We start from the raw sequence: 26,972 nt of genomic DNA on the forward strand, positions 1-26,972 counted from the left end.
AGGAGAAGGGCATGTGGGTGAGCCGCCGCGCCGTGCCGTCCGGCCTTGATGAACGGTTTAGCGATCAAGTAACTCAGTGCCCGAAAGCCCGAAAGCCCGAAAGCCCGAAAGCCCGAAAGCCCGAAAGCCCGAACCCCGGCCTAGCGCGTCGGATTCATGCGGAAATACGCATCGAGCAGCGAAGTCTTGTACACCACCCCCGCCAGTTTCGGATCCGCAGTGCTTTCGACAACCGGCAGCCGCTCCCCCTGGAATGCCATGAAGTGCTGCAACGCAACGCCGAGCGGCATATCCGGCGTGAGCACATCGAAATGCGGCTGCAGATAATCCGCGGCGGTTTTCGCGGCAGTGTCGCGCTTGTCGAGCAGATCGGAGGTGATGTCCTTGAGCGCGACCACGCCGAGAAACGCACCGGAATCGTTGGCAACGTACAGATACTTCACCGGATATTCGAGGAACACGCGCGTCATGTCCTGCACGGTCGCGTTGGGTGGCACGACAGTTTCGGCGGGACGGATCAGCTCGCGCATCTGCGTCGCGCGCAGACGGCTACGTTCCTGTTCCTCCTGATTGCGGCGCAGCGTGATTTCATACATCGACGTCTTGCCGATCGCGCGCGACACGAAATACGCGACCACGCATGACAGCATCAGCGGCAACACCACCTGATAGCTGAGCGTCATTTCGAAGATCATCAGGATCGCCATCAGCGGGGCCTGGGTGGCACCGGCGAGAAACGCGCCCATGCCGACCATCGCATACGCGAACGGCGCCGAGGTGCCGTCCGGCCACAGTGCGTGCATGCCGAGGCCGAATAGCGAGCCGACAACCGCGCCGACGAACAGCGTCGGCGTGAACACCCCGCCGATCGCGCCCGAACCCACGGTCGCCGACGTCGCGACGATCTTGAACACCAGCACGAGGACGAGCGCGGACCATGTCCACGGCGAATGGAGAATGGAATTGACGACGCTATAGCCGTTGCCCCACACCTCGGGCGACCACACCGACAGAATCCCGACGATCAACCCGCCTAACGCCAGCCGGATGGGCAGCGGCAAAGGCAGCTTGCGAAAGTTGGCTTTCGAAAAATCCATCAGCCGCAGAAACTGCGGTGCGGCCGCACCACAGAGCAGGCCGAGCCCGACGAACAACAGCACTTCGGCGCCCGCCACCGGCGGAAACACGGGCATTTCGTACGGCGGCTTGTAGCTGGTGAACTCGCGCATCGTGATGTTGGCGACCACCGCCGAGACCACCACGGGGCCGAAGCTTTCCATCACGATCGAGCCGAGCACGATCTCCGTGACGAAAAACGCGCCGGCAATCGGCGCACTGTATGCGGCGGTAATCCCGGCCGCGGCGCCGCATGCGACGAGCAGGCGCAGACGCGGCGGATCGAAATGCACCCAGCGCCCGATCAGCGACGCAGCCAATGCCGCCAGTTGCACCATCGGCCCTTCGCGGCCGATCGAGCCGCCGCTCGAAATCGTGAATAGCGACGAGACGCTGCGCCAGAAGCTCAGCTTGACCGGCACCACGCCATCGCCGATCGCGACCGCCTCCATGTAGTCGATGTGATTGCCCTTGTCGAGGTGACGCTGCGCGATCAGCAGAAAGAAGCCGGCGATCAGCCCGCCCGCGGCGGGCAGCCACACACGCACTGTCCACGGCAAGCCGCGCGCCATGGCGACGAAACTGCCGGACTTGCCGACAACCGCCAGTTGCAGCAGCGCGATGCCTTCGCGAAAGGCAATCGTTGCGAACGCGCCCGCGACGCCGACCACCACCGACCAGACCAGCATCGTATGGGCGTCGGACAGACGGAACAGGGTTTGGGCGCGGGTGCGCAGCTTCAGCAGGAATGAAAGCACGTCGGCAGGAGAGGGCGTGATGGGTGGATGAAATGTGCGTACGGTAACAGCATCGCGCCCGCTGTCGGAAGCGGGCGCGATGCTGAGGGTTCGCGAAGGAGGTCGGCGTGGATCAAGTCCCCGCCTTGTCGAGTTCCGGGTAGTGCCGGAAGACACAGGCCTCGTTATGCTCGATGCGCCGCTCGGACTGGAGATACGCAGCGATGTTCGGCCGCTCGATCACCGCGTCGTGCAAGGCCGCGAGGCGCGGATAGTGTTCGCCGAAACGCTTGAGCGCGCGAGGAAACGCGTACAGCAGACCGTCGATCAGCTGGAACATCGACAGGTCGACATACGTGAGCGCGTCGCCCACCATGAACGTGTCGCCGGCCGGGTTCTGTTTCAGCACGCGCTCGAAATACGTCATGAACTTCGGAATCCGGTTGTCGATGAAGTCGTGCGCGCGTACTTTGGCGGCGTCTTTCTGGTCTTCGTAATACAGGGCGCTGGCGAGCGGATGGTGCGTGTCGTGCGCTTCGGTCACCATGTCGGCGATCGTCAGTTGCAGTCCGTTGGCGACGTAGCGCAGGTTTTCAACCGATGGCGCGAGATTGAGCTTCGGGCCGAGGTAGAACAGGATGTTGGCGGTCTGTGCGATCACCAGATCGCCGTCTTTCAGAAATGGCGGGGCGAATGGCGGATAGGGCTCGTTCTTACTCTTCATGATCGCCATCATCGCGTTCGTGCCCAAGCCGTCCGACGGCTCGCCGCGCGCCACTTCCACATAGTCCGCGCCGGCTTCTTCCAGGGCCAGCCGCACGAATTCGCCACGGCCTTGCAGGCCGTCCCAATAGTAAAGTTCCAGGCTCATCGATCGATCCTCATTCCGGTTGCATGAACGGGTTTGCATGAATGGGTGACGTCAGCAACCAGTATGCCGCGCATGCGTGACGGATGGTTCTCCTGAATGCACAAAACCCCGCACGCGGCGGGGTGGATGAGGGGGCGAGGATGTTTTAGCCGAACAGGTGCTGGACGGTCCATGTGATCCCCAGTCCGCCGGCAATCAACCACACGTACAGAATGAAGCCGGTGGTCAAGGCACGGGGGCCGGCCTGACGGATCTGCGCGATACGGGTTTCGATGCCGAGCGCGGTCATGGCCATGGTGAGCGCGAAGGTGTCGAGCATGTTCAGCGTGCTGGTCGTGCTTTCCGGCAGAACGTGCAGCGAATTGATCACGACGAAGGCCAGGAAGCCGAGCGCGAACCAGGGAATCGCCAGCTTGCGCGGAGCGTGCTGCTTGCCGTCTTCGGCCGTCGCGTTGGCGGCGGCGCTGCGTGCCGAGCGGTTCACCCACATGCCGACGATCAGCAGCACCGGCACCAGCAGCATCACCCGGGTCATCTTGACGATGGTCGCGATGTGGGTCGCTTCCGGGCTCACGTTGCTGGCCGCGCCTACCACCTGCGCCACTTCATGAATCGTACCGCCGAAGAACAGCCCTGCGCCAACCGTGTCGAGATGCAGCCAGCCCGCCTTGAACAGCACCGGGTAGAGGAACATCGAGAGGGTGCCGAACAGCACCACGCTGCCCACGGCCATGGCGCTCTTATGCGGCTTCGATTGCAGCGTCGATTCGAATGCGAGCACCGCAGCCGCGCCGCAGATCGCGCTGCCCGCAGCCGTCAGCAGCGCCGTGTCGCGGTCGAGCTTCATGATCTTCATGCCGGCCCATGTGCCGATCACCAGTGTGCTCACGACGATCAGCACCGATTCAGCGAGACCGGGCAAGCCGACCTGGGCAATTTCCTGCAGGCTGACGCGCAGCCCGAAAAACGCCACGGCGATGCGCAGAAGTTTGCGCGCCGAGAAGTTGACGCCGGCCGCCCAGCTCTCGGGCATGCCGTCGCGCAGCGCGTTGCCATAAATGGCGCCCGCCACAATGCCGACGATCAGCGGGCTCAAACCCAGACCGGCAATGGCCGGGATCGACGCGATGCGCGTCACGGCCGCGGCAAACAGGGCGACGAACAGAATGCCGTTGAGCTGGCCGCGGGTGGAGGATCCCGCGGACCCGGCGGGTGTGGCAGAAGCAGTGAGATGAGCGGTGGACATGGCGTTAATGCCTTCCTATGACTGTCTTGATTCGATAGGTCTAATCCTAAATTAGATATATCGATATGAAAAATCGTGATTTAGAATGTAAAGTATCGGTTTCTCGGATACTTCAGCCGCCATGACCCCGGATCAACTTATAACGTTTGCCGCCGTTGCCGAGCATCGCAACATCAGCCGGGCGGCGGTGGCGCTGCATTTATCGCAGCCGGCGGTGTCCGGCCAACTGCGGCAGCTACAGGACGAATTCGGCGAGCCGCTTTACCTGCGCGATGGCCGCGGCGTGCGCCTCACACCCGCCGGCGAGCAACTCGCCAGCTATGCCATGCGGCTGCGCGATACATGGCGCCAGGCGCATGCGTACCGCGACGCGCTGCGCGGCCTCGAGCAGGGCACCTTGCGCATCGGCGCCAGCACCACGCCCGCGAGCTATCTGCTGCCGTACCTGATCGCCGACTTTCATCGCCGCTATCCCGACGTGACGCTGCATACCGCCGACGGCAATACCACGGAGATCGTCAGCGCGCTGGGCTCGGTGGATATCGCCCTGATCGAAGGGCCGGTGGGCGAGGATTTGCCGCCGGACACCGCGGTCCATGCGTGGCGCGAGGACGAGATCGTCGCGATCATGCCGCGCACACATCCGCTGGCGGCGCGGGCGCAGGGCGATGGGGCGGACAAGGCTGTCAAGGCTGTCAAGGCAGCCGGGGTGGGCGGGTTCGGCGTGTCAGGAACGGTAGAAAGCGGAGCGGACATCAACACCGGGCGAGCGGAACTGGCGGCGTTCGGCCCACATCCGCTGGTGTTGCGCGAGGCCGGGTCGGGCGTACGGCAAATCGTCGAGCGGGCCTTTGCCCGGGCGGGTGTGCCAATGCGCGTGGCGCTGGAGATTGCCGGCGTCGAAGGCGTCAAGGAGGCGGTGCGGGCGGGCATGGGCATTGGCTTCGTCTCGGCGATGTCGATGCGACACGAGGACGGCGCGCTGTGCCGCGTCTCGTTGAGCCCCGAGCCGCTGACACGGCGGCTGTCGATTCTGGTGCCTCACGCGAGTGCGCCGTCGCGGGTAGTCGAGCAATTCCTCGCGTTATGTCTCGCGGATGGGCCTTGATCGGATTCCCCTGGGGATTTCCACTATGGTGCACGACGTCGCGCCCGGCGCACTATTCGGGCATCGCAAGCGCCTCGGCGCTTTTTTTCGAAACGTGTTTGGAACCGGTTCCAAATGCCGATCAAGTGACAAGTTTGAGTAAATTCGACATGGTTGACGCAATTGACGTGGTGATCGTCGCAAGCGCTTTCGGGATGGATGCGGTTCGTACGCACGGTCATCTGAAGTGGGCCGAAGCGAGCAAACGGGCCGGCGCCACGGGCTTCGAAGTGCGTCGCGAACTGTTCGCGGACGAGGCCGACGCCGCGCCGCAGGCGCTGCGCGCGCTCGGCCAGGAGATTGCGGCACTCGGGCTGTGGTCGGTCTACTCGACGCCCGCATCGCTGTACGCGACGGACGGCACGCTCGACGCCGACGCTCTGCGCGTCTCGATTGAGGAAGCGATCGCGCTGGGCGCGCGCTTCGTGAAGCTGCAACTCGGCGGGTTCGGCGCTGAGGCCAACGCTTCGGTGATTGCCGATTACATGCGCTGCGCGAACCTGCGGCTTGTCGTCGAAAACGGTCAACTGGCCGAGGGCGGCTCGCTCACGCAGTTCGTCGGCCTGTTCGACGCGTTGGAGCGCGAAGGTTGCGCCGGCGTGCTCGGCATGACTTTCGACATCGGCAACTGGGCATGGCGCGATATCGCGCCGCTCGATGCTGCCGGGCCGCTGGCGGCGCACGTTGAATACATCCATTGCAAGACGACGGTAGGCGAGGGCGCACGGCGCTTTGCCGCCGCGCCGGCCGCCGGCGACACGCAGTTCGCCGCAGTGCTCGACAAGTTGCCGCGCCACGTGCCGCGCGGCATTGAATTTCCGTTCGATGCGAGCTGTATCGATGAGGACGCGGCGCACTACGTCGCGTGGCTGGCCGCCGCGTAAGCGGCGCGTAGGACCTGAGAGAGCAGTCGTCAAAAAACGCCCGGCAAAAAAGCGAGTGTGGAGACGCGCACGCGGTACGGGCGGAAACATGTAACGCAGCGCACGCAAAGCGGCACATCTGCGGCACACGTGCAGCCCACGCAAAAAAAACGGCAGCAAACAAGTCGCAAACCGGTAGCAAACAGAAACACGCAGGAGCGAAGGATGAGCAACACAACCGCAGCACTCGATGTCATCACCTACGGCGAAGCGATGGCCATGTTCGTGGCCGCCGAATCCGGCGCGCTCGCCGGCGTCGGGCAATTCACCAAGCGCGTCGCGGGCGCCGATCTGAACGTGGCGATCGGCCTGTCGCGATTGGGTTTCAAGGTGGGCTGGATGAGCCGCGTCGGCAACGATTCGTTCGGCCAGTACGTGCGCGACACGCTGACGAAAGAAGGCATCGATCAGCGCTGCGTCGCCACCGACGAGCGCTATCCGACCGGTTTCCAGCTCAAGTCGAAGAACGACGACGGCAGCGATCCCGCCATCGAGTACTTCCGCAAAGGGTCGGCGGCGAGCTACCTGTCGCTGGCCGACTACGCGGCCGACTATGTGCTGTCCGCACGTCATCTTCATCTGACCGGCGTGGCGCCTGCAATCTCGGCGAGCTCGCGCGAACTCGCGTTCCATCTGGCGCGTGAAATGCGTGCCGCCGGCAAGACGATTTCGTTCGATCCGAATCTGCGTCCGACGCTGTGGCCGTCACGCGCCGCGATGGTCGAAGGCTTGAATGCGCTTGCCGCCCTGGCTGACTGGGTGCTGCCCGGCATCGGCGAAGGCGAGATCCTGACCGGCTACACGCAGCCGGATGACATCGCCAGGTTTTATCTCGATCAGGGCGCGCGCGGCGTGATCATCAAGCTCGGCGCAGAAGGCGCGTATTTCCGCACCGCCACCGACGCCGCCGTAATCGCCGGCCAGCCGGTCGCGAAGGTGGTGGACACGGTCGGCGCGGGCGATGGCTTCGCCGTCGGCGTGGTCAGCGCGCTGCTCGAAGGCAAACCGTTCGCGCAGGCGGTTGCGCGTGGCAACCGGATCGGCGCCCTTGCGATTCAGGTGATCGGCGATTCGGAAGGTCTGCCGAGCCGCGCCGAACTCGACGCGCTTGAATGCGCCGACGTGCGGTGCGTTGCAAACGCGGCTTGAGTGCGCGTGAGTTATGCACAACGGTGCGTCCGGTGCGTTCAGTGCGTTCAGCGTATTCGGCGCATTCGGCGCATTCAGCACTAGCCAGTTCGATAACAGCAAGAGCGCTCGCACAGCGCCCCATGACCGCCCAGTTTTGTTTCGGGAAGCCGCAAAAGGAGACACACATGACTTCATCGCTTGCAATTCGCCGTTGGTGGACGATCATGCCGATCGTATTCATCACATACAGCCTCGCTTATCTCGACCGCGCGAACTTCGGTTTCGCGTCGGCCGCCGGTATCAACCAGGATCTCGGCATCAGCAAAGGGCTGTCGTCGCTGATCGGCGCACTGTTCTTCCTCGGCTATTTCTTTTTCCAGATTCCCGGCGCGATTTACGCGGAACGACGCAGCGTCAAGAAGCTCGTGTTCTGGAGCCTGATCCTGTGGGGCGGGTGCGCGGCGCTGACCGGCATGGTCAGCAATATTCCCTCGCTGATGGTGATCCGCTTCGTGCTCGGCGTGGTCGAAGCCGCGGTGATGCCGGCCATGCTGATTTTCATCAGCAACTGGTTCACGAAGCGCGAGCGCTCGCGGGCCAATACCTTCCTGATTCTCGGCAATCCGGTGACGGTGCTGTGGATGTCGGTGGTGTCGGGCTATCTGGTGCATTCGTTCGGCTGGCGTCATATGTTCATCGCCGAAGGTGCGCCCGCGATCCTCTGGGCGGTGTGCTGGTGGTTCATCGTGCAGGACAAACCGCAGCAGGTGTCGTGGCTCACGCAGCAGCAAAAGGACGATCTCGCCGAAACCTTGCGCGCCGAACAGGCCGCCATCAAACCGATGCGTAACTACAGCGAAGCGTTTCGCACGCCCGCTGTGATCAAACTGTGCGCGCAGTATTTCTGCTGGAGCATCGGCGTGTACGGTTTCGTGCTGTGGCTGCCCTCGATCCTGAAGAACGGTTCGACGCTCGGCATGGTCGAAACCGGCTGGCTCTCGGCGTTGCCCTATCTGGCTGCCACGATCGCGATGCTTGCGGCTTCGTGGGCATCGGATAAACTCAACCGCCGCAAAGTGTTCGTGTGGCCGTTCCTGCTGGTCGGCGCGGTGGCGTTCGCCGCGTCGTACGCGCTCGGCTCCACGCACTTCTGGTTGTCGTACGCGTTGCTGGTGATTGCCGGCGGCGCGATGTACGCGCCGTATGGGCCGTTCTTCGCGATCGTGCCGGAACTGCTGCCGAAGAACGTCGCGGGCGGCGCCATGGCGCTGATCAACAGCATGGGCGCGCTCGGTTCGTTCGTCGGCTCGTACGTGGTCGGCTATCTGAACGGCGCGACCGGCTCGCCGGCGGCATCGTATGCTTTCATGAGCGTGGCGCTGGTCGCCGCGGTGATTCTGACGTTGATCGTCAAACCGCAGCAGCAGGCGCAGACCCAGGCCGCCGCGCTCGCTACACCATTGCAAGGAAAATAAGCTGATGAAGAAGATCGTTGCCTGGAAGTCGCTGCCTGAGGATGTGCTCGCGTATCTGCAACAGCATGCGGAAGTCGTGCAGGTCGACGCCGCGCAGCACGACACGTTCGTCGCGGCATTGAAGGACGCGGACGGCGGCATCGGTTCGAGCGTGAAAATCACCCCGTCGATGCTCGAAGGTGCGAGCCGGCTGAAGGCCTTGTCGACCATCTCGGTGGGCTTCGACCAGTTCGATGTCGACGATCTCACGCGCCGCGGCATCGTGCTCGCGCACACGCCGGACGTGTTGACCGAGTCCACGGCGGATACAGTGTTTTCGCTGATTCTGGCGTCGGCGCGGCGGGTGGTCGAGCTGGCGGACTGGGTGAAGGCCGGGCAGTGGACGCACAGCATCGGACCGGCGCATTTCGGCGTCGACGTGCAGGGCAAGACGCTCGGCATCGTCGGGTTGGGACGGATCGGCGGTGCGGTCGCGCGGCGCGCGGCGCTCGGCTTCAACATGAAAGTGCTGTACACGAATCGCAGTGCGAACGCGCAGGCGGAACAGGCTTACGGCGCGCGCCGTGTCGAGTTGGCGGAGCTGCTTGCCACGGCTGACTTCGTCTGTCTGCAAGTGCCGCTTACGCCCGAGACGAAGCACATGATCGGCGCGGCAGAGCTTGGCTCGATGAAGAAAAGCGCGATCCTGATTAACGCATCGCGCGGCGCCACGGTCGATGAACAGGCGCTGATCGAAGCCCTGCAAAACGGCACGATTCACGGCGCGGGTCTGGACGTGTTCGAGACCGAACCGCTGCCGGCCGATTCGCCCTTGCTGAAAATGGCGAACGTGGTCGCGTTGCCGCATATCGGCTCGGCAACGCGTGAGACGCGTCACGCGATGGCGCTTAACGCGGCGGAAAATCTCGTCGCCGCGCTCGACGGCAAGCTCGCGGCGAACATCGTCAACCGGGAAGTGCTGAAGAAATGAGCACGACGCCGCAGGCCGCCACCCGACGCGCGACGATCACCGACGTCGCGCGCGAAGCCGGTACCGGCAAGACCAGCATCTCGCGCTACCTGAATGGCGAGATGAGCGTGCTGTCGCCGGAGTTGCGCGCGCGCATCGAGGCGGCGATCGAGCGTCTCGACTATCAGCCGAACCAGATGGCGCGCGGTCTCAAACGTGGCCGCAACCGCCTGATCGGTATGCTGCTCGCCGATTTGACGAACCCGTATTCCGTCGAAGTGCTGCAAGGCGTGGAAGCCGCCTGCCACGCGCTCGGACTGATGCCGCTGATCTGTCACGCGGCCAACGAAGTCGAAATGGAGCGGCGCTATCTGCAACTGCTGACCACGTATCGTGTGGAAGGCGTGATCGTGAACGCGCTCGGCGTACGCGAGGAAACCCTGCGGCCGGTGGGCGGCGGGGGGATTCCGGCGGTGCTGGTCGACCGTTCGGTGGACGGGCTTGTTGCCGATATGGTCGGACTGGACAATCGGGCGGCCGCTGAACTCGGCACGCGACATCTGCTCGAAAACGGCTTCGACGATATCTGGTTTGTCGTGCAGCCCTTCGAGCAGATCAGTTCGCGGCAACTGCGCGAGGCGGCGTTTCGCGAGGTGATGAGCGGCGTGGGCGGCGAGAGTGGGATTAGCGGGAAAGGTGAAGGCGGTACAAGCGGTACAACAGGTGTAAAAGGCGTAGAAGGGACAAAGGGTACAAAAGGTACAAGTGGCAGCAACAGCGGCGCGCGTGGACATACGCTGGTGCTGAACCTTGGAGAGCCTGCAGCCGTGGAGCGTGCACTCGCCGAACTGGACCGTGCAATCGATGCGAGTGGCGGCCTTGGCGGCGCCGCGGCCAGCGTGACAGATAGCGCGGCAAGCAGCGCCACAAATAGCACCCTCGGCAAAGCCAGGCGCATCGCCTTGTTCGCAGCCAACGCGCCGGTCGCGTTGTGCCTCGCCCTGCATCTGAAAGCGCGCTACGGCGCGGATTGGCAGGCGCGTGTCGCGCTGCTCTCGATCGACGATCCCGAGTGGGCCGAATTGACCGGCGTCACCACGATCCGCCAGCCGACCTACGAGATCGGCTACCGTGCGGTCGAGTTTCTCCATGAGCGCATCGAAGGGATTCAAACCACGGCGCGCGACTGCCTCTTGCCTGGCGAATTGATCGTCCGCGCTTCGACTTTGCGCTGACTTCGCGCTGATCTGCGATCATTCGGGCTGCGGCGTGCAGCGGGTGCGCGCCGGTCATCGCAAGGAAACTCATGGTTGTTGCACCGATTACCCTCTCGAGTCTCGCCGTCGCGACCCTGTTCGTCGCTGCTTTACCGTTCCTGATCTACCGTCGTTTGCGCCGGCCGCTCGCGCTGAATCCTCGCGATGCGATCACCGGTGTCGCCATATTCGCGCTGTTCGCCATGGTGATCGAGCGCGCGCTGAATGACTACGTGCTGCATCGGAACGAAGCGACCGCCACCTTCCTGTCCAATCCGCTGGCCTTCGTGGTGTACGGCGCGCTGGCCGCGGGTATCTGCGAGGAGGTGGGACGTTTCATCGGGATGCGCCTGCTGCTCAAGCGCGCGACGGCGAAGTCCGCGTCCGCCGTGGCAGGCACGGGCGACGGCACGGCACTGACGTATGGCCTCGGCCATGGCGGCGCTGAAGCGTGGCTCGTCGGCGTGCTGGTGCAGATTCAATGGATCCTGTTCGCCATCTTTGAAAATCGCGGCGAGCTGGACGGTTACCTGAGCAATCTGCCGACCGACTCGGTGATGCGCATCCACCTGATCCTCGCCAGCCTGACGCCGCAGACGGCCGGCATTTTCGCGCTCGAACGGGTGGCCGCGCTGGTGTTCCAGATCGGTTTGTCGGTACTGATGTGGCGCGGCCTGCGGGCGGGCTGGCGTGGCATCCTGCCGCTCGCGATTGCGCTGCACGCGCTGGTCGACGTGCCGGCCGCGTTGTTCCAGGCACAGCTCATGCCGCTCGCCGCCGTGGACGGTATGTATGCGGTGGGAGCGGTGATTGTGGCGGGTTTGTTGTTCAGGGTGTTCCGCCGCCCGGCGGTTGCCGCGTGAGCCTGTCGTGACGCGCCTGTTACGCAGACCCTTCGTGATTCACTAATTTTCGGCGTACCCTTCCGGTACGCCGTTCAGGCCTATCCTTTCGGCACACCTCATGGAAGAAGCTTACCAATACGACTGCGCGAATCCCGAGTTCGAGGAGTTGGCGCGCGTCATCAGCGATCTGTTTCCCGAGCAGACGCAGTTCATTCAACATGCGGGCGAAGACGGCACACCGACGCTGGCGATTCACTGGGTCGCCATGCGTTTCGGTGCGGCTGCGCGCCGCATCGTGATGACCGTGGTGATCGCGCCGACGGCGTTGGCGCGTTATCGCTCGTTGCCGGCGCGGCTGCGCGGCCGGAGTTTCGCGGTGCTGCGGGCGTATGTCGAAGCGAGCATCGGCTCGCTCGAAGAACAGTATGCGAACGGCGAAGCGGTGCCGCGCGATGTGACGGTGGATCTCGGCGACGAGTTTGCGTGAGAGGGGTGACTCAGTCCGCGAGCCGATAGACCTTCGCAAAGCGTGCGGCCTGCACCACGCCATAGTCGCCGGGGGCGTACTGCATGATCCAGTCGCCGGCAGCGCCGTGCAGCACGTCGCCACCACTCGCTGAGCGGGCCAGTGAAAACGCCTCATTCATCTGTTTGGCCAGCACGACGGCCGGACGATTGCGGTATGCACCGGGTTCGCCGTGAGCGAGGGCAGCGTCTTCCGGCAGGTATTTGGCATCGAAGCGTTCGCGTGAAACGACCCAGCGGTCGCCGGTCGATCCGGTGATCAGCGCATCGCCACGAGCATAGCGGTTCGGGCCTTCCAGGCTCATCAATTCGCCTTCGACGGCGGCAAATTCAACGCTCACGGTTTCGTTTTTGACGACGCGCCGGGCGTTTGCATCTTTACTCAGATCGAGATTTTTGAGTTCGGTCATGAAGCGAGTGGGTGTGGAAATATTGACAGCCGCGCCTGGAGGTTGCGTTGGAGGTTACGTCCAAGCGTACGTCCAGGCGCGGCATACTCGCATCATGCCAGATGCATGTGAGGATCGGATTCTTTTGGCCTACACATCGCACCACCAGAGGCAAAAGAACCAGGCGCGCGGCGTGGAAATCCACGCCGCGCGCAATCAACTACGCAACCAACCGCGCAATTAACCTTTTACGGCTTCACAGCCACGCCTTACAGCCAGGCTTCACCGTCGAACTTCACAGCAATATCACTCGGCGGCGGCCGGCGCCTTCTTGCTGCCGCCCTTGCCATGGTGGCGATGGCCACCTTCAGGGCCGCCCTGATGGAACGTCGTGTCGGCCAGCTTCTTCTGCTCCGGCGAGAAGCTGCTATACAGCGGATCGAATGCATCGACCAGTTTCTTCATGCCGTCCGCATGCGCCTGGGCGATCTCTGCATATTGCTTCATGTCGTCGACTGCCGACAGGCCCGTGTCAGCCTTGCGCTGCTGGAACAACTGTCCCATCGTCTGGCCATTGTTGCGCATGACGTCGGCAAAAGCGTTCCATTGCGTTTCCTGCGCCGAAGTGATCTTCAACTGTTTGTGCAGGTAAGCGATGCGGTCTTCGACGTTGCGCTCGTGACCCGCTTTGGCGGCAGGCGCCGAAGCTGCGGCGGCGACCGGTGCCGAAGCCGGTGCGGAAGTTTGTGCGAACGCGCCGCTCATGGCGACTGCGGTGGCCAGCATTACGAGTGCTTTTTTCATCGAAACTCCTGATGTCTGTTCGAATTATGACAAGGCGAGCATGGCGAGCGGCCCAATGCGCGACGCCATGGCGACGCACGGCGGCCGGCTGCCCACTTCACCGTCGCCGCTATTTGTATCACGATATCCCTACAATGCGGCTCTTGTGCGACAAACGCTTACAACCGAAACGAACAGGAAATAGCGGGTGGACAAATTCGTCAGCATGGAAATCTTTGTCGCCGTGGTCGAGGCGGGCAGTCTCACGGCGGCCGCCGAGCGCTTTGACATTTCGTCGGCGATGGTGGGCAAGCATATCCGCTCGCTCGAAACACGGCTCGCGACGCGGCTTCTGACGCGGACCACGCGTCGTCAAAGCCTGACTGAAATCGGCCGGCAATACTACGAGCAGTGCCGGCGCATTCTGACGGACGTCAAGGAGGCGGAGTCGCTCGCCGAAGCAATGGCCGCGGCGCCGCGCGGCGTGCTGAAGGTGACGGTGCCGCTGACCTACGGCGTCGAAGTCTTCGCTCCGGCGATGACCGACTACCTGAGCGCGTGGCCGGACGTGAGTCTCGAACTGGATCTGTCGAATCGTGTGATCGACCTCGTGGAAGAGGGCTTCGATGCATCGGTGCGAATCGGCCATTTGCCGGATTCCAGTTTCGTCGCGCGGCCGTTGAAGCCTTACCGGATGCGCGCGTGCGCGTCGCCGGCCTATCTGGAGCGGGCCGGCACACCACGCACGCCGGCCGATCTCATGCAGCACGAATGCCTGGGCTTTCTGCATTGGGGCCGCGAGGGCCTGTGGCGGTTAGGCGGCGAGAACGCGAACGAAAACCAGCTGCGCGCCGGGCGGTTTCGGGCGAACAACGGCCAGGCGCTCAAGGTTGCCGCATTGCGCGGCTTCGGGCTGGTGTTGCAGCCGGAGGCGCTGCTGGCGAGAGAGATCGCCAGTGGCGAACTGATATCCGTGCTGGAGGACTATCTGCCCGAGGGCGCGCCCGTCCATCTGATCTATCCGCGCGATCGTCGCGCCACGCCCAAGCTGACCAGCTTCATCGATTTCGTGATCGAGCGGTTCGGAGCGTGATCGCACCGCTTGCCACGCTCCGTCTGCCGCTTCACGCTTGTTGTTAGCCGTTCATCGTTGCGTTGCCCATGGTCGGGGTGGCCTCTGCTTGCCGCCTCATACCCAGGACGCGCGATAATCCGCCCACCGTTGACCAATTTCTTTCGCCCCGATGAGACCTCCGCGCCTCGACCAACTCGACGACCTCGACCGCAACCTCGTTGCGCTGCTGCAAGCCAACGCCCGTGAGAGCGTCGCCAATCTCGCGCGTCAACTGGGCGTGGCGCGCACCACCGTGATCGCGCGGATTGCACGGCTCGAACGCAGCAACGTGATCGGCGGCTATAGCGTGCGGCTCGGCCAGGACGTGCTCGACTCGAGCATCCAGGCGTACGTCGGCATCATCATCGCGCCGAAGTACGGGCCGGCCGTGCAGAAGCGCCTCGGCAAGATGCCCGAGGTGCAACTGCTATGCGCGGTGAGTGGTGATTTCGACTATGTCGCGTGGCTGCGTGCCGATTCGCCCGACCGCCTCAACGATCTGCTCGACGAGATCGGCGGGCTGGAAGGCGTGGAGCGAACCACGACGTCGATCATTCTTGCACGCAAGATCGACCGTGGCATGGTGTGATCTCGCTGCCCAATTTTTACGCGGTTTTAACATGTTTTCGACATATCAACTGATTGAATCGTCATAACGTCGAAGTTCATGGTCATAGCGCAGCATTTTGCGTGTATGAACTGTTTTTGCTTCTCCCTAAACTGTGTCTCAAGGGTTCAGCCCGCCGGGCGCCGCGCCTAAGCGCAGCGCACTTCCCATGCTGGAGACAGCAGACACAAAACCATCTTGAATGGGACCGGAGTAAGTGCTTTGCATGAGACCAGCGTAACGCGCTAAAGCGCGAACTCTGGTCGGCAGCTAAAGCGCCGGCTCCGGACGACAGAGGAGAAGCGACATGAAAGTTGCCATCGTTGGCGCAGGTTTGATCGGTCACACCATCGCGCATATGTTGCGCGAAACGGGCGACTATGACGTCGTCGCATTCGACCGCGATCAGCATGCGCTCGATAAGCTCGCCGCCCAGGGCATTCCGACCCGCCGTGTCGACTCCGCCGATGCCGCCGCACTGCGCGCCGCCATTCAAGGCTTCGACGCGCTCATCAACGCGCTGCCGTATTACCTGGCGGTGAACGTGGCCTCGGCTGCCAAGGGCGCGGGCGTCCATTACTTCGACCTGACCGAAGACGTGCGCGCCACCAGCGCGATCCGTGCAATCGCCGACGACGCCGATCATGCCTTCATGCCGCAGTGCGGTCTCGCGCCGGGCTTCATCGGCATCGCCGCGCATGAACTGGCGAACCGTTTCACGGAAATCCGCGACGTAAAGATGCGCGTCGGCGCACTGCCGGAGTTTCCGACCAATGCGCTGAAGTACAACCTGACGTGGAGTGTCGACGGTCTGATCAACGAGTACTGTCAGCCGTGCGAAGCGATCCGCGACAGCCGCACGCAGTGGGTGCAGCCGCTCGAAGGCCTCGAACACTTCTCGCTCGACGGTACCGAATACGAAGCCTTCAATACGTCCGGCGGCCTGGGCACGCTATGCGAAACGTTGTCGGGCCGTGTCGAATCGCTCGACTACAAGTCGGTGCGCTATCCGGGTCACCGTAACCTGATGCAGTTCCTGCTGGAAGACCTGCGTCTTTCGAGCGACCGGGACACGCTCAAGACCATCATGCGCCGCTCGGTGCCCGCGACGGCGCAAGACGTCGTGCTGGTGTTCATCACCGTGAGCGGCATGCGCGACGGTCAACTGGTGCAGGAAGTATTCACCCGCAAGATTTTCGCGAAGACGGTATGCGGTGTGGCGATGAGTGCGATCCAGATCACCACGGCCGGCGCGATGTGCGCGGTGCTCGATCTGTTCCGCGAGCAGAAGCTGCCGCAAAGCGGTTTCGTGCGTCAGGAGCAGGTGTCGCTGCGCGACTTCCTCGCAAACCGCTTCGGCCAGTTGTACGAAGGGCAGTCGCTGGATGCGATGGCGACGGTGTAAGCCGCGCCTGTCGCGTTGAGGCTCAAAACCGGGGGCCGTGCGATGACGCGGCAGTGACTGCCGCGAGTAACGAAGCAGGCCTCGCAGAAGGCCGCATGAAGAACGCCCCGCTTTGCGGGGCGTTTTCCGTTTGAGACGCCGATGCTATGCAGGCAACTGCACTGGCTGTGACATGGGCTGCGACGCCGACCGCTGCACAGGCAAGCTGCACAACCGGCGCAAGCTGCGCAGGCAACGGCGGCAGCATCGCAGACGACGCATACGGATCGCCAACGATGCGCGTGAGCAACGCTTCGTGGTCCGCGTGAGTTGGCGCGGTGTTGTCGAACATCAACAGGTCTTCGCAAATATCGCCGCTCGGCTGGAAGCGGCGCTGCCGGTACTCGTCCCAATGCGCGAGTTTGTAGGCATCGTTCGGATTGCCGCGATCGACGATACGTTGATGCGCCATCTCCTCCGATAGGTGGACCCACACCACCCGCAGCACCACGTCCGCGCCGATACCCAGCCAGGTGCGATCGAACAGGCGCCGCTCGCGCACTTCGCGCGACAGCGGCCCGACCACCAGCGCGCTGATGCCGAGTTCGAGATTGTCGCGGGCCGTATCGAGCAGACCGCGATATTCGGGATCGCGCAGGTGCTGGAGGAAAAGCGGGCTGTCGCGGTCGTTCGGATCGCCGGTCAGCATGGCCATGGCGGCCGCGCTGTAGCCGCCGAACAGCGTATCTTTGTCGAGCAGGCAGAAGGGCGACGCACTCGCCTGCATGAGCGGGCCGATCAGCTTCTTCGCCAGGGTGGTTTTGCCGGTGCCTGCGTGGCCGCAGAAGAAAACCAGATGAGTCACGAAGACGTGTCCTTGGGCGTAGCGGGCGAAGTGCCGGCATGCTGCGGGTCACGCACGAATTTGCCGCTCGCTTCCAGCCACATCACATTGATGATGCCAAAGCCCAGTGCCACGCCGATGCCGAGAATCCAGGTGAAATACCACATTGCAGTCTCCTTGATCGTATGTCCGGCGAGGCAGGCGGTGGGGCATTACGCATAGCCGGTACAGGAAAGCGAACATGCGGGGGGACAAAGATAGTGCGCAGCGGAGGCGGCGTGAGGGTAAATACCCAACACGGAGCTCATAGCGCAGCCCTTTGCAGCGATCATGAAGAAGAACGCGGCAACGCGCAAGAGGACGTGTAGACCGTTGGCTGTTCGGCCAGGATGGCAGAACAGCCGCGCGTTGCTATGATGCGTGGCAGTGTGTGAGCAGGAGAAATCAGGATGGCAAATCTATGGATTCGTGACATTGATCAAACGTTGTATGACGCACTCATTCGGGAAGCTGAAGCGAATGGCCGCTCGGTGGAGGAAGAGCAGCGGGCGATCCTGGAGGGGGCGTTGCAGAAGGTGTACAACCGGCAGTTCGTCAGGGCACTGATGAGCATCCCCGATGTTGGGGAGGACTCGGATTTTGAGCGGGTGAACGACAGGCGCGAGGCTCCCGTTGTATTTGATTGATACCAATGTCATTAGCGAAATCAGACGTTGGGAGCGTGCTAATCCGGGTGTACAGCGATTTTTCAGGCAAGCAGAGAAGGAGGAGCGCGAACTCTATCTTTCTGTCATCACTGTAGGAGAATTGCGACGCGGCGTTGAGCAGGTACGGCAACGTGGGGATCTGCCACAGGCAATCGTACTTGAACGATGGTGAATGCCGTGCTGACGAGGTTTGCCAGGAGCATTTTGGCCATCGACGAGGCCGCTGCCCATGCATGGGGCAGGCTGCGCGTGCCGCAATCGGAGCCTGCCGTCGACAAACTGATCGCCGCCACCGCGCTGACGTGCGACCTCGTAGTGGTGACACGCAATGTCGCCGATTTTGCGGCGCCCGGCATTCGTGTAGTCAACCCGTTCGACTGACCGTTCAACGGGCGGGCAAGAGCCAACGGGCGCACAGGATCGCGCGATGCGCCTATAACAAGAGCAACATCACCAGAAACACAACCCGCAACACGGGAGACCCAGCATGCCGATGCGCCCGATCTTCTATTACAAAGCCGCGTTGCTTGCGCTTGCCATCGCGTCGCTCGCCGGTTGCGCCTCCACGCCGGCCGAACCCGTCCCGTTCAAGCCGGTGCCGCAGGCGCGCATCGTTCAGCCCGGTTACACCGAGCCCGGCACCGGACTGGTTGCCGTGGACGTGCGGCGTGAACGTTCCCGCGACGTGATCGTCCGGTTACGCGATGCCCTGGTCTATATCGACGGCGAGCAGGTCACCGATCTGATGAACGGCGAACATGTGGTCTTCTACCTGAGCCCGGGCGTGCACCGCATCGGCGTGTCCACACAATTCGACCCGGTCGTGGAGATGCGCTTTATGGTCACGGCCGATACGCGCTATACGAACCGCGCGTCGGTCACCTTCGGTGAAGATCGCAACATCGCTTTGCGCAGGGTCGCCCGATAGCGCAGGGCAGGGACTGATAACACCGGATTGCGGCGGACAGCGTTGAACTGCGCCGAACTGAGTTCGCGGCCACCGCCCGCAAGCTTTAACAATTGGATACATGACGGTCACGCACAGCCCTTAACATGGCGGCTGTCGTGTATTCGTTCATACTGATCCGCCGCCAGGCTTACGCGTGGTGCGAAGCCGGCCGGGTTATTCCGTTTTCAAGGTAATTCAACATGCTGATCAATTGCGCCGCTTATCAGGACGGCCGGAAGCTGGGCGACATCGAGATCGAGAGCATCAGCGACTACGTGGCGCGGCCCGAGTGCTTCGTCTGGGTCGCGCTGAAAGACCCGGGACCGGATGAACTGGCCGTGATGAAACACGAGTTCGGCCTGCACGAACTCGCGATCGAGGATGTGCAAAACGGCCATCAGCGCCCGAAAATCGAGGAATACGGCGAGTCGCTATTCGCGGTCATGCATACCGTGGAAATGGACGAAGAAGGCGAATTGCTGATCGGCGAGGTTGACGTGTTCGTGGGGCACAACTATGTGTTGTCGGTGCGCCGCGGCACGCGCACCGGGTTCCAGAACGTCCGCAGCCGCTGCGAACGCGAGCCGCAACTGCTCAAGGAGGGCGCGGCGTTCGTGCTGTACGCGCTGGCGGACGACATCGTCGATCGTTATTTTCCGATCGTCGAGGCGATGAACACCGAGATCGAAGCACTCGAAGACCGTATCTTCGAGCGCAACAATTCGGCGGCGTCGCGCGCGATCATCGAGGATCTGTACTCGTTGAAACGCCGCCTCGTGATCTTGCAGCACCATATCGCTCCCCTGCAGGAAGCGATCAGCAAATTGACGGGCGGGCGCATTCCGAGCGTTTGCGAAGGCATGCAAGCCTATTTTCGCGACGTCTACGATCATCTGGACCGGATCGTCAGAATCATCGACGGCCGGCGCGAAATGGTCGTCACCGCGGTGCAGGTGAATCTGGGGATGATCTCGCTTGCCGAAAACGAGGTGACCAAGCGCCTTGGCTCGTTTGCCGCCTTGTTCGCGGTGCCGACCATGATCGCCGGTATCTACGGGATGAACTTCCAGAGTATTCCCGAGCTGCACTACAAGTTCGGCTATCCAGTCTGTATTGCCGTGATGTTCACCGTGGACCTGGTCCTGTACTGGCGCTTCCGCAGGGCGGGCTGGCTCTGACGAGCCTCCTCGCCCATCGCTGCGCTGTTCCTGCTTGCACCGTGCGCAATAAAAGTCCAGCATAAACGGCCCGCCGGCCGCCGAGTTTGCAGCCGGTGGCAAAATTGCCACGCACGGACCAAACGAGGAACCTTTGCCAACCTGCAGCCTGACGGCGCGCTTATCCGCTGCGCCGGATCGAATCCACCGAGCGTGCCGCATCGACGCACTTTTTGCGTACCGGCACGCCACAACGTTGCGATTCGTTGACAATTTGGGCAGGACGCGCTGAGAATAGCTCATCGCAAACGTTTGCGCGCAACTAAAAATACGGCTCGGCCGCGAGCCCGACAAACCCTGGAGATAGGCATGAGCCATCGCATTCGCCGCCGCATGCTGGCGGCCGCAGTTCTCGTCACCGCTACCGCCGCTTTGCCATTTTCCTCCGCTTACGCGCAAACCTCGTCCGCCCATAAGCCGAGGGTCGCACTGGTGATGAAGTCGCTCGCGAACGAGTTCTTCCTGACCATGGAAAACGGCGCCAAGGATTACCAGAAACACAATGCCTCCCAGTTCGATCTGATCACCAACGGCATCAAGGACGAAACCGATACCGCGAACCAGATCCGGATCGTCGAGCAGATGATCGTGTCGAAGGTCGATGCGATCGTGCTGGCCCCGGCTGATTCGAAGGCGCTGGTGCCGGTCGTCAAGAAGGCCATTGATGCAGGCATCATCGTCGTGAACATCGACAACCGGCTCGACCCGGACGTGCTCAAGTCGAAAGACCTGAACGTGCCGTTCGTCGGCCCGGATAACCGCAAGGGCGCGCAGAAGGTCGGCGATTACCTGGCCAAAAAGCTCAAGGCGGGCGACGAAGTCGGCATTATCGAAGGCGTGTCGACCACCACCAACGCGCAGCAGCGCACCGCGGGCTTCAAGGACGCCATGCAGACCGTCGGCGCCAAGGTCGTGTCGGTGCAATCGGGCGAATGGGAAATCGACAAGGGCAACGCGGTGGCGTCGGCCATGCTCAATGAGTATCCGAACCTGAAAGCGCTACTGGCCGGCAACGACAACATGGCGATCGGCGCGGTCTCGGCCGTGCGTGCGGCGGGCAAACAAGGCAAGGTGATGGTGGTCGGCTACGACAACATCGGCGCGATCAAGCCGATGCTCAAGGACGGCCGTGTGCTCGCCACCGCCGATCAGTATGCCGCCAAGCAGGCCGTGTTCGGCATCGACACCGCGTTGAAGGCGATCGGCGAGCACAAGAAGCAGTCGCAGTTGTCCGGCGTGGTGGAAACGCCGTGCGATCTGGTGACCAGGTAAGCGCCGGGTAGTCAGTGCCGGAAAGTACGGAAAAGTACCGGAAGAAGCATCACGGAACGCACCGCAACACGTTGGAGCACGCGGGTTCGCGCTGACGCCGCTGCAGCTTGGATGCACGGCAAAAATACGCGAATCCGCACCAATTCAATAAACGCTCAAGAAACCCGCTGCGCCGCCGTTAATTCCAGAGGTAAGCGTCATGACGGTGGTTGCGCGGCGGGAGGGTGCGCGGCCGACCGCACCTGCGCATTCCGCGCATTGGGCCGGCATGACACGTGGCTGCCGTTGGCGGCTTCATTCGAGCGAATCGCATGAAGCCGCGCCGGGAACCATGGAACCGGGATTGCAATGGATTCAACTGATCACGACGCCTTGCCTGCCGTACTGTCTGTCAGTGGTATCGGTAAGACTTATGCCGAGCCGGTGCTCGCTGACGTTTCGCTGTCGCTGCGTGCCGGTGAGGTACTGGCGTTCACCGGCGAGAACGGTGCTGGCAAGCGTACCCTGTCCAAAATTATCGGTGGCCTGGTCGAGCCGACCGCCGGCACGATGTGTCTCGGCGAGGCGCTCTTCGCGCCGGCTATCGCAGCCGCGAAGCGTTGCTGCACGCCTCCCGCCACCCATGAAGCAGGGAGCCTGTCATGACCGATCAACCGGTGCGTGAAGGATCGAGTGGGCAATCGGGTGCGGCCAATGTGGCCAGTGCGGCGAACATGATGCCGCCTCCGGGTTCGTCCGCGCCGCTGGCACGCGGCAAGCCGGCCGGCACGCGGCTCGGCTTTTTCGAACCAATTGGGTCTCGCGGGTGCGTTGCTGGCGGTGGTGCCGGATACTTATCGCCGCCGTAAGCGCGCATGAAGCCGGGACGGTTGTGAACAGCGTAGCGTATCGAAAGCAGTCGAAGCAGGAAGCGCGGTAAAGCGTAAGTATTCATGGGTGTGGTCTGTCTTCGATGAAGACGTCCGGTGGGTCGCCAGGTGGCGTGGCCGGCGGGAACAACAGGCAGGAGAGCAACAGGTTATGGCGACGATCAAGGATGTAGCGGCCGTGGCGGGCGTGTCGTTCACGACGGTATCGCACGTTGTGAACAATTCACGACCGGTGTCGGCCAACGTGCGCGAGAAGGTCGAACACGCGATCCGTCAGCTTCACTATGTACCGTCAGCGGTGGCCCGCTCGCTCAAGGCGCGGGCGACGGCGACGATCGGTCTGGTGGTGCCGAACAGTACGAACCCGTATTTCGCGGAGATGGCGCGCGGTATCGAGGATGGTTGCTCGCGCAACGGCTACTGCCTGTTCTTCTGCAATTCGGACGACGATCCGGCCAAGCAGCGTAACTATCTGCGCGTGCTGCAGGAAAAACGTATCGACGGGCTGATTGTCGCCTCCGCGGGCGACGACGCGGTGCTGGCGCAGACGCTCGCCGACGCCCGTGAGCCGCTGGTCGTCGTGGACCGCAATATTGAAGGCGTGAACGCGGATCTGGTGCAGATCGACCACGAGAAGGGCGGTTACCTCGCCACGCGTCATCTGCTCGAACTGGGGCATGTGCGGATCGGCTGCATCACCGGGCCGGTGAAAACGGCGGTGAGCGCCATGCGGGTGCACGGCTTCATTCGCGCCATGGCGGAGCGCGGCATCGAGATTCCGGCCGGGGCGATTGTCGAAAGCGATTTTTCGGGGACGGGCGGCCATCGCGCGGCCGGACAACTGTTCGATACCGTGAAGCCGTCGGCGATTTTTGCCGGCAACGACATGATGGGCATCGGCGCGCTGCGCGCCGCGGCGGAGCGCAATATCAGCGTGCCGCGCGATTGCTCGATCATCGGTTTCGACGATATCGAACTGGGACGCTTCACCTATCCCGCGCTCTCGACCGTCGGGCAATCAGTTCGCGCGCTCGGCGATATGGCCGCGCAGACGTTGATCGAACGGATCGCCGGGACGTCGGCCGGCACTGTGCGTGCACCGGCGCGCCGGCGCGTCGTGTCGCCGCGGCTGATCGTGCGCGAATCCACCGCGACCTGGGCCGGCTCGGCGAGGCGCGACCTGGCTGCCTGATCCAGCCGTACCGCGTTAGCGGACATCGAGTACTGCAGGACCGGATGCGAACCGCAAGACTTCGCGTCCGGTCCTGCGACCCGCTTCGGCCTGAAATCAATTCCCTCAATACCCCTGAACTCCCAGAATGCTGCGCGATTTTCGCGCTGGCGCCGCTCGTTAGTTGTTTGTAATTTCGTCTAATTTCTTACAACGTCTTTCTTCATACCATATAAATACTTCAAGTATGCAAGACGAGTGCCGTAAACGGGAGTATTAGAGCGCCCTCTCAAACAGGCGCCATGCACGCAGACGTCACACGTTACCCCGCGCTGCGAACACAGCCTCTCATTTGCCAGGTACAGGAACAAGCATGTTGAACAAAGGCATCACGATCAAGGCACGGATTGGCCTCACGACGGCTTTTCTCGCCGCACTGCTGGTCGCCATTGGCGTTTTCGGTCTATTCGGCATGAGCCGTTCGAACGATGCTTACCAGGACACGTTCACTAACGCCATGCCGAGCGCGGTCGCGATCGGCAACGCCGAGATCTATTCGGCGCGCGAGCGGCTGGCGCTCGACCGGGCGGCGTTCATGATGGGCACGCCCGAGGCGGCGCCCACGCTCGAGCGTGCGCATCTGATGCGCGTCACGTCCGACACGTGGTGGAAAAAGTATATGGATCTGCCGCGCGACGCCGAGGAAGAGCGTCTTGCACAGATCGTCATCGTCAAACGCGACGCGCTGCATCAGCAAATGGACGCGTTTGCGGCGATCGTCGCGCAGAACAACCCGAGCAAGGTCGTCGACGGCGCCAAGCAGATGCAGGTGGCGTACAACGATCTCGGCAACGCGGACGACGCGTTGCGCAAGTACCAGTTCGTATCGGCCAGGCAAGGTTACGACTCCGCGCAGAACAACTTCGAAGTGTTCCGCATTGTGAGCGGCGTTGCTCTGCTGGCCGGTGTGCTGGCCGCCGTACTGTCCTATCTGACGCTGAGCCGCGCGATTGGCCGTCCGCTCGATCAGGCGCTCGGCCATTTCGACGCAATCGCCGCAGGCGACCTGCGCCGCCCGGTCGTGGTCACCTCGCGTAACGAAATGGGGCAGTTGCTCGACGGCATTGCGAGGATGCAGCGCAGCCTCACCGAAACGGTGCGCGCCGTGCGCAGCGGCAGTGAATCCATCGCGACGGCCACGCGCCAGATCGCAGCCGGCAATATCGACCTGTCGTCGCGAACGGAAGAGCAGGCGTCGGCGCTGCAGGAAACCGCATCGAGCATGGAAGAGCTGACCGGCACCGTTAAGCAGAATGCCGACAACGCCCGTCAGGCGAGCGCGCTGGCCGCCAACGCATCGGAAATCGCCAATAAGGGTAGCTCGGTGGTCAGCCAGGTGGTCGGCACGATGGGCGACATCAACCAGAGTTCGGCGAAGATTGCCGACATCATTTCGATCATTGAAGGGATTGCGTTCCAGACCAACATCCTGGCCCTGAATGCGGCCGTGGAAGCGGCGCGGGCCGGCGAAGAAGGGCGCGGGTTCGCGGTGGTGGCAGGCGAAGTGCGCAGCCTCGCGCAGCGTTCGTCGGCGGCGGCCAAGGAAATCAAGGAACTGATCGACACCTCGGTGGAGCGCGTGCAGTCCGGCTCGGCGCTGGTCGACGAAGCCGGCCGCACCATGACCGAGATCATCGGTGCGGTGCAGCGTGTGACGGACATCATGGGTGAGATCGCGGCGGCCTCGGAAGAGCAAAGCAGCGGCATCGACCAGGTGGCGCGCGCGGTCACGCAGATGGACGAGGTGACGCAGCAGAATGCCGCACTGGTCGAAGAAGCGGCCGCGGCGGCGTCTTCGCTCGAAGATCAGGCCGGCAAGCTGCGCACCGCGGTCGCGGTGTTCCACCTCGACGAAAGTGGCGTCAAGGCGCCGGTCAGTGCGGCGCCGAAGCGCGCGGCCGCGCCGGTGCGCACGGCGGCGGCACCTAAGGTGTCACGCCTGTCACAATCCGGTGCGCAGGCTGTCACGGCAGCCCGGGCATCAGCGGCTCCTACGGCGGCGCCGGTTGCGGCCGCACCGAGGACACCGGTGAAGGCCGTGGCAAGTGCGGGCAGCGATCAGGATTGGGAAACCTTCTGATCGGATACATACAGCCAACGCTACCTGGTAACCATGGTAACGGGCGGGAACGCCCGCAACGTGTAGGGACGTACGACGCCCGCGCCGCGTTTTGAACGCGACGCCAGGGCATACGGACGGTGATGCAACGGCCACGACGTTGCAACATTCGTTCCCGCTGGAGCATTGGACGGAAAGCGTGCTTATGCGGATTGACCGCATGACGACAAAGACCGCGATTGCGCATGCAACCGCGGTCTTTTTTTTGCAGTCTGCTCACTAAGTAACGTTTCCATGTGTTGTCCACGCCCTGGCGAGCGTCGTGATCCGGTACATTGACGGACGCGACTATGGCCTGCTTCGGCAAGGTCGCGGCTTCAGGCAGTCAGCGCGCGGACCGTCAGCCCGCTGTTTTCAACTGCCGCAACTCTGCGCGGCAACCCAACGCTCAACGCGCCAGCCATAAAGGACCGACATGACGCAATACGACCTCGCGCACCGCCTCGTCGAAGCCCGCCGGCAGCATCGCCCGATCGATGCGCCTCCGCTCGACAGCCTGCCGCCTGACGCGGCAACCGCCTATGCGATCCAGCAGGCTGTCATCGCGGGCCTCGGCGACTCGACGGGCGCGTGGAAGATCGGCGCCAGAGCGCCCGGCGGAGCCGCAGGCGGCGCGCCCATTCCGGCCTCGCTGGTGCTGCCGTCGCCGGCGCGGGTAGCCCATACCGGCTTCTTCCGGGTGCTGGTCGAGCTGGAGATCGCCTTTCGTTTCGCCGAGGCGATCGAACCGCGCGGCCGGGCTTATGCGCGCGACGAGGTGCTGTCGAAGGTCGGCGTCGTGCTGCCGACCATCGAGATCGTCGATAGCCGTTTTGCCGAATGGCCCAATGTCGCGCCGCTCGCGCAACTGGCCGACGCGCAGAACAACGGCGCGTTGATCACCGGCCATCCGGTTGCCTATGCGGGCCTCGCACGCGGCTTCGATTTCGTATCGCCCGAACTGGAGCTGAGTTTCGACGGCAACTCGCTGGTGCCGGAAGCCACCGGTAATCCGGCGGGCGATCCGCGCGAACTGCTGGTCTGGTTCGTCAACCATTGCGCCGCCATGGGCATCACCATCGAACCGGAATGGACCCTTACCACCGGTTCGTACGTCGGTGCGCACAATGTGGGCAAACCGGGGGTTGTGCGCGGCCACATCGACGGTCTCGGGGAAGTGGAGGTCGAGCTGACCTGAGCATGTCACATGCGCACTTGTAACGGTTCGACGGCAATCGTCGATTACGAAACGTCAGAACGCATCAGGAAGCATCAAGACGCATCAAG

Annotated in this window: 26 protein-coding genes and 2 pseudogenes; 21 read left to right on the top strand and 7 right to left on the bottom strand. The window is 62.9% G+C overall.

Going from position 1 to position 26,972, the window contains the following annotated elements:
* Window positions 1-140: 140 nt before the first annotated feature.
* From ACOSV0_RS07895 to ACOSV0_RS07905, 3 genes are all read right to left on the bottom strand, one after another.
* A complete protein-coding gene (locus ACOSV0_RS07895; protein ID WP_434109736.1) occupies window positions 141-1,874 on the bottom strand; it encodes a ClcB-like voltage-gated chloride channel protein in 1,734 nt (577 codons plus the stop codon).
* 112 nt (window positions 1,875-1,986) lie between these two features.
* Window positions 1,987-2,724 (bottom strand): glutathione S-transferase, encoded by a 738-nt coding sequence (locus ACOSV0_RS07900; protein WP_434109737.1) that lies wholly within the window; start codon window positions 2,722-2,724, stop codon window positions 1,987-1,989.
* A 145-nt stretch (window positions 2,725-2,869) separates the two neighbouring features.
* Window positions 2,870-3,970 carry a YeiH family protein gene (locus ACOSV0_RS07905; RefSeq protein ID WP_434109738.1) on the bottom strand — a complete coding sequence of 367 codons (1,101 nt, stop codon included), beginning with the start codon at window positions 3,968-3,970 and terminating at the stop codon, window positions 2,870-2,872.
* 121 nt (window positions 3,971-4,091) lie between these two features.
* Here ACOSV0_RS07905 and ACOSV0_RS07910 point away from each other — a divergent pair, with 121 nt between their 5' ends.
* From ACOSV0_RS07910 to ACOSV0_RS07945, 8 genes are all read left to right on the top strand, one after another.
* Window positions 4,092-5,078, top strand: coding sequence for a LysR family transcriptional regulator (locus tag ACOSV0_RS07910; protein ID WP_434109739.1), 987 nt, complete (start codon window positions 4,092-4,094; stop codon window positions 5,076-5,078).
* Window positions 5,079-5,227: 149 nt separating this feature from the next.
* On the top strand, window positions 5,228-6,001 hold the full coding sequence (locus ACOSV0_RS07915; RefSeq protein WP_434109740.1) for a sugar phosphate isomerase/epimerase family protein: 774 nt from the start codon (window positions 5,228-5,230) through the stop codon (window positions 5,999-6,001).
* A 204-nt stretch (window positions 6,002-6,205) separates the two neighbouring features.
* Window positions 6,206-7,189, top strand: coding sequence for a sugar kinase (locus tag ACOSV0_RS07920; protein ID WP_434109741.1), 984 nt, complete (start codon window positions 6,206-6,208; stop codon window positions 7,187-7,189).
* Window positions 7,190-7,356: 167 nt separating this feature from the next.
* Window positions 7,357-8,646, top strand: a complete 1,290-nt coding sequence (locus ACOSV0_RS07925; RefSeq protein WP_434109742.1) for an MFS transporter — start codon at window positions 7,357-7,359, stop codon at window positions 8,644-8,646.
* A gap of 4 nt (window positions 8,647-8,650) precedes the next feature.
* The gene (locus ACOSV0_RS07930) at window positions 8,651-9,616 is read left to right on the top strand and encodes a 2-hydroxyacid dehydrogenase (protein ID WP_434109743.1); all 966 of its coding nucleotides are present in this window, start codon (window positions 8,651-8,653) and stop codon (window positions 9,614-9,616) included.
* Entirely contained in the window at window positions 9,613-10,830 is a 1,218-nt protein-coding gene (locus tag ACOSV0_RS07935; protein WP_434109744.1) for a LacI family DNA-binding transcriptional regulator, read from the top strand. Before ACOSV0_RS07930 ends, ACOSV0_RS07935 begins: the two co-directional genes overlap by 4 nt.
* Before the next feature lie 71 nt (window positions 10,831-10,901).
* Window positions 10,902-11,714, top strand: coding sequence for a YhfC family intramembrane metalloprotease (locus ACOSV0_RS07940; RefSeq protein ID WP_434109745.1), 813 nt, complete (start codon window positions 10,902-10,904; stop codon window positions 11,712-11,714).
* Between the two features lie 100 nt (window positions 11,715-11,814).
* Window positions 11,815-12,183, top strand: a complete 369-nt coding sequence (locus tag ACOSV0_RS07945) for a DUF3022 domain-containing protein (RefSeq protein WP_434109746.1) — start codon at window positions 11,815-11,817, stop codon at window positions 12,181-12,183.
* Between the two features lie 10 nt (window positions 12,184-12,193).
* Here the strand turns inward: ACOSV0_RS07945 and ACOSV0_RS07950 are convergent, their stop codons facing one another.
* Window positions 12,194-12,631, bottom strand: coding sequence for a PGDYG domain-containing protein (locus ACOSV0_RS07950; RefSeq protein ID WP_434109747.1), 438 nt, complete (start codon window positions 12,629-12,631; stop codon window positions 12,194-12,196).
* A gap of 285 nt (window positions 12,632-12,916) precedes the next feature.
* Window positions 12,917-13,414: a Spy/CpxP family protein refolding chaperone gene (locus ACOSV0_RS07955; RefSeq protein ID WP_434109748.1), complete on the bottom strand. Its 498-nt coding sequence runs from the start codon at window positions 13,412-13,414 to the stop codon at window positions 12,917-12,919.
* Window positions 13,415-13,601: 187 nt separating this feature from the next.
* Between ACOSV0_RS07955 and ACOSV0_RS07960 the strand changes: the two genes are divergently transcribed.
* From ACOSV0_RS07960 to ACOSV0_RS07970, 3 genes are all read left to right on the top strand, one after another.
* On the top strand, window positions 13,602-14,486 hold the full coding sequence (locus ACOSV0_RS07960) for a LysR family transcriptional regulator (protein ID WP_434109749.1): 885 nt from the start codon (window positions 13,602-13,604) through the stop codon (window positions 14,484-14,486).
* Between the two features lie 151 nt (window positions 14,487-14,637).
* Complete coding sequence (locus ACOSV0_RS07965) at window positions 14,638-15,096, top strand: Lrp/AsnC family transcriptional regulator (RefSeq protein WP_434109750.1); 459 nt, start codon at window positions 14,638-14,640, stop codon at window positions 15,094-15,096.
* Between the two features lie 325 nt (window positions 15,097-15,421).
* A complete protein-coding gene (locus tag ACOSV0_RS07970; RefSeq protein ID WP_434109751.1) occupies window positions 15,422-16,519 on the top strand; it encodes a saccharopine dehydrogenase C-terminal domain-containing protein in 1,098 nt (365 codons plus the stop codon).
* A 229-nt stretch (window positions 16,520-16,748) separates the two neighbouring features.
* Here the strand turns inward: ACOSV0_RS07970 and ACOSV0_RS07975 are convergent.
* Together ACOSV0_RS07975 and cydX are read right to left on the bottom strand one after the other, a co-directional pair.
* Window positions 16,749-17,363, bottom strand: a pseudogene (locus tag ACOSV0_RS07975) (AAA family ATPase); the annotation flags it as partial.
* Window positions 17,360-17,509 (bottom strand): cytochrome bd-I oxidase subunit CydX, encoded by a 150-nt coding sequence (gene cydX, locus ACOSV0_RS07980; protein ID WP_434109752.1) that lies wholly within the window; start codon window positions 17,507-17,509, stop codon window positions 17,360-17,362. The pseudogene ACOSV0_RS07975 and the gene cydX, both read right to left, overlap by 4 nt.
* A 282-nt stretch (window positions 17,510-17,791) precedes the next feature.
* On the opposite strand from cydX, the gene ACOSV0_RS07985 reads away from it, so the two are divergent.
* The 10 genes and pseudogenes from ACOSV0_RS07985 (at window position 17,792) to ACOSV0_RS08030 (ending at window position 26,883) form a co-directional block, all read left to right on the top strand.
* Window positions 17,792-18,028 (top strand): FitA-like ribbon-helix-helix domain-containing protein, encoded by a 237-nt coding sequence (locus ACOSV0_RS07985; protein ID WP_434109753.1) that lies wholly within the window; start codon window positions 17,792-17,794, stop codon window positions 18,026-18,028.
* Between the two features lie 186 nt (window positions 18,029-18,214).
* The gene (locus ACOSV0_RS07990) at window positions 18,215-18,430 is read left to right on the top strand and encodes a hypothetical protein (RefSeq protein ID WP_434109754.1); all 216 of its coding nucleotides are present in this window, start codon (window positions 18,215-18,217) and stop codon (window positions 18,428-18,430) included.
* A gap of 106 nt (window positions 18,431-18,536) precedes the next feature.
* A complete protein-coding gene (locus ACOSV0_RS07995) occupies window positions 18,537-18,977 on the top strand; it encodes a hypothetical protein (protein ID WP_434109755.1) in 441 nt (146 codons plus the stop codon).
* Between the two features lie 221 nt (window positions 18,978-19,198).
* A complete protein-coding gene (gene corA, locus ACOSV0_RS08000; protein WP_434109756.1) occupies window positions 19,199-20,176 on the top strand; it encodes a magnesium/cobalt transporter CorA in 978 nt (325 codons plus the stop codon).
* A 348-nt stretch (window positions 20,177-20,524) separates the two neighbouring features.
* Window positions 20,525-21,487, top strand: a complete 963-nt coding sequence (locus ACOSV0_RS08005) for a sugar ABC transporter substrate-binding protein (RefSeq protein ID WP_434109757.1) — start codon at window positions 20,525-20,527, stop codon at window positions 21,485-21,487.
* A gap of 348 nt (window positions 21,488-21,835) precedes the next feature.
* A pseudogene (locus ACOSV0_RS08010) lies at window positions 21,836-22,069 on the top strand (ATP-binding cassette domain-containing protein); the annotation flags it as partial.
* A 59-nt stretch (window positions 22,070-22,128) separates the two neighbouring features.
* The gene (locus ACOSV0_RS08015; protein ID WP_434109758.1) at window positions 22,129-22,335 is read left to right on the top strand and encodes a hypothetical protein; all 207 of its coding nucleotides are present in this window, start codon (window positions 22,129-22,131) and stop codon (window positions 22,333-22,335) included.
* 172 nt (window positions 22,336-22,507) lie between these two features.
* The gene (locus ACOSV0_RS08020) at window positions 22,508-23,548 is read left to right on the top strand and encodes a LacI family DNA-binding transcriptional regulator (protein WP_434109759.1); all 1,041 of its coding nucleotides are present in this window, start codon (window positions 22,508-22,510) and stop codon (window positions 23,546-23,548) included.
* Window positions 23,549-23,900: 352 nt separating this feature from the next.
* Window positions 23,901-25,667 carry a methyl-accepting chemotaxis protein gene (locus tag ACOSV0_RS08025; RefSeq protein ID WP_434109760.1) on the top strand — a complete coding sequence of 589 codons (1,767 nt, stop codon included), beginning with the start codon at window positions 23,901-23,903 and terminating at the stop codon, window positions 25,665-25,667.
* 454 nt (window positions 25,668-26,121) lie between these two features.
* Window positions 26,122-26,883 carry a 2-keto-4-pentenoate hydratase gene (locus ACOSV0_RS08030; RefSeq protein ID WP_434109762.1) on the top strand — a complete coding sequence of 254 codons (762 nt, stop codon included), beginning with the start codon at window positions 26,122-26,124 and terminating at the stop codon, window positions 26,881-26,883.
* The last annotated feature ends 89 nt before the right edge of the window (window positions 26,884-26,972 follow it).

It is taken from the genome of Paraburkholderia caffeinilytica, from assembly GCF_051027425.1.
GTDB lineage: Bacteria > Pseudomonadota > Gammaproteobacteria > Burkholderiales > Burkholderiaceae > Paraburkholderia > Paraburkholderia caffeinilytica_A.

Coding starts and splice junctions, on each gene's coding strand:
- ACOSV0_RS07900 (WP_434109737.1), bottom strand. CDS start 2,724: ATGAGCCTGGAACTTTACTATTGGGACGGCCTGCAAGGCCGTGGCGAA.
- ACOSV0_RS07905 (WP_434109738.1), bottom strand. CDS start 3,970: ATGTCCACCGCTCATCTCACTGCTTCTGCCACACCCGCCGGGTCCGCG.
- ACOSV0_RS07910 (WP_434109739.1), top strand. CDS start 4,092: ATGACCCCGGATCAACTTATAACGTTTGCCGCCGTTGCCGAGCATCGC.
- ACOSV0_RS07915 (WP_434109740.1), top strand. CDS start 5,228: ATGGTTGACGCAATTGACGTGGTGATCGTCGCAAGCGCTTTCGGGATG.
- ACOSV0_RS07920 (WP_434109741.1), top strand. CDS start 6,206: ATGAGCAACACAACCGCAGCACTCGATGTCATCACCTACGGCGAAGCG.
- ACOSV0_RS07925 (WP_434109742.1), top strand. CDS start 7,357: ATGACTTCATCGCTTGCAATTCGCCGTTGGTGGACGATCATGCCGATC.
- ACOSV0_RS07930 (WP_434109743.1), top strand. CDS start 8,651: ATGAAGAAGATCGTTGCCTGGAAGTCGCTGCCTGAGGATGTGCTCGCG.
- ACOSV0_RS07935 (WP_434109744.1), top strand. CDS start 9,613: ATGAGCACGACGCCGCAGGCCGCCACCCGACGCGCGACGATCACCGAC.
- ACOSV0_RS07940 (WP_434109745.1), top strand. CDS start 10,902: ATGGTTGTTGCACCGATTACCCTCTCGAGTCTCGCCGTCGCGACCCTG.
- ACOSV0_RS07945 (WP_434109746.1), top strand. CDS start 11,815: ATGGAAGAAGCTTACCAATACGACTGCGCGAATCCCGAGTTCGAGGAG.
- ACOSV0_RS07950 (WP_434109747.1), bottom strand. CDS start 12,631: ATGACCGAACTCAAAAATCTCGATCTGAGTAAAGATGCAAACGCCCGG.
- ACOSV0_RS07955 (WP_434109748.1), bottom strand. CDS start 13,414: ATGAAAAAAGCACTCGTAATGCTGGCCACCGCAGTCGCCATGAGCGGC.
- ACOSV0_RS07965 (WP_434109750.1), top strand. CDS start 14,638: ATGAGACCTCCGCGCCTCGACCAACTCGACGACCTCGACCGCAACCTC.
- ACOSV0_RS07970 (WP_434109751.1), top strand. CDS start 15,422: ATGAAAGTTGCCATCGTTGGCGCAGGTTTGATCGGTCACACCATCGCG.
- cydX (WP_434109752.1), bottom strand. CDS start 17,509: ATGTGGTATTTCACCTGGATTCTCGGCATCGGCGTGGCACTGGGCTTT.
- ACOSV0_RS07985 (WP_434109753.1), top strand. CDS start 17,792: ATGGCAAATCTATGGATTCGTGACATTGATCAAACGTTGTATGACGCA.
- ACOSV0_RS07990 (WP_434109754.1), top strand. CDS start 18,215: ATGGTGAATGCCGTGCTGACGAGGTTTGCCAGGAGCATTTTGGCCATC.
- ACOSV0_RS07995 (WP_434109755.1), top strand. CDS start 18,537: ATGCCGATGCGCCCGATCTTCTATTACAAAGCCGCGTTGCTTGCGCTT.
- corA (WP_434109756.1), top strand. CDS start 19,199: ATGCTGATCAATTGCGCCGCTTATCAGGACGGCCGGAAGCTGGGCGAC.
- ACOSV0_RS08005 (WP_434109757.1), top strand. CDS start 20,525: ATGAGCCATCGCATTCGCCGCCGCATGCTGGCGGCCGCAGTTCTCGTC.
- ACOSV0_RS08015 (WP_434109758.1), top strand. CDS start 22,129: ATGACCGATCAACCGGTGCGTGAAGGATCGAGTGGGCAATCGGGTGCG.
- ACOSV0_RS08020 (WP_434109759.1), top strand. CDS start 22,508: ATGGCGACGATCAAGGATGTAGCGGCCGTGGCGGGCGTGTCGTTCACG.
- ACOSV0_RS08025 (WP_434109760.1), top strand. CDS start 23,901: ATGTTGAACAAAGGCATCACGATCAAGGCACGGATTGGCCTCACGACG.
- ACOSV0_RS08030 (WP_434109762.1), top strand. CDS start 26,122: ATGACGCAATACGACCTCGCGCACCGCCTCGTCGAAGCCCGCCGGCAG.